The organism is Pseudomonas sp. NPDC087598, assembly GCF_044743525.1.
Taxonomy (GTDB): domain Bacteria; phylum Pseudomonadota; class Gammaproteobacteria; order Pseudomonadales; family Pseudomonadaceae; genus Aquipseudomonas.
Genome location: NZ_JBIUWQ010000158.1, coordinates 1 through 1,244 on the forward strand (window position 1 = coordinate 1; position 1,244 = coordinate 1,244).

At 54.7% G+C, this 1,244-nt stretch carries 1 protein-coding gene; it reads left to right on the plus strand.

Annotated elements, in window-relative coordinates:
* The first annotated feature begins 81 nt into the window (after window positions 1–81).
* Entirely contained in the window at window positions 82–1,224 is a 1,143-nt protein-coding gene (locus ACIOWE_RS30230; protein WP_401398630.1) for an IS481 family transposase, read from the plus strand.
* Window positions 1,225–1,244 lie beyond the last annotated feature (20 nt).

The following is a 1,244-nucleotide window of genomic DNA, read 5'->3' on the forward strand; positions in this document are numbered from 1 at the left end:
CGGACACATGGTGGACAGGTGTTCGGACACATGGTGGACACTTTTTAATAGACACATTGCTCATCGCGAAGGAGATGACCTGTGTCTTGGGAAGAGGTGTCCACCGTGCAGCTTCGTACAGAATTCGTGCTTTTGGCTCGGCAGGAAGGGGTCAATATTCGGCAGCTTTGCCGCCGATTCAATATCAGCCCAAGCACTGCCTACAAATGGCTCAAGAGGTTTGAAACCTCAGGTGCAGAGGGATTGATCAATCAGTCTCGACGACCGAAGACGTCCCCCAAACGCTGCGCTGACGAGATTGAACAGCAGATTCTAACCGTGAGTCAGGAGTACGCGGCTTGGGGCGCTCGCAAGCTTAAGCGCGTGTTAGAAGACGAAGGCGCAGTGATGCCTTCCGTCAGTACCGTGCATGCGGTTTTACAGCGTAATTCGCGCGTCGACCCAAAGGCCGCTGAGATCAAACCGTTTATCCGATTCGAGCATGAAGCGCCCAACGATCTTTGGCAGATGGACTTCAAGGGGCATATCAGCCTGGCTCAGGGGCGTTGCCATCCGTTGACGATATTGGACGATCATTCGCGGTTTTCGCTGTGCATTGCGGCATGCACCAATGAGCAACGCGAAACCGTCCAAGAGCATCTAATCCGGGTCTTTCGGCGTCACGGCCTGCCTTTGCGCATGACGATGGACAACGGTTCGCCCTGGGGTGACCAGACGGGCGTTTATACCGCGCTGGAGGTCTGGCTGATGAGCCAAGGTATCAAGGTCGGCCACTCTCGTCCTTATCATCCGCAAACCCAAGGAAAGCTGGAACGCTTCCACCGCAGCCTGAAAAATGAAGTCCTGCGAGACCGGCATTTTATCGATCTCAACGACGCGCAACGGGCATTTGATATCTGGCGTGATATCTACAACCAGAAGCGTCCGCATCAAGCGTTGGACATGCGGGTGCCTGCTACTCGTTACAGCAGCAGCCCACGGGAATATCAGGAGCAACCCGCGGCCCCGGAGTACGACGAAGGCGATGTGGTCAGGAAGGTTCAGGTGAAGGGCGAGATTTACTGGGGGAATCGTGAATACACGGTCGGAAAGGCTTTCTACGGAAGATCAGTAGCTATCCGGGAAACGACGGAGGACGGCATCCACGATGTCTACTGGAGTAGACATCGTATCGCCCGAATCGACTTGAACTTGCAGATCGTGACGGCAGGTAAGAAGATCTAAAACCGTCCACCATGTCTCCG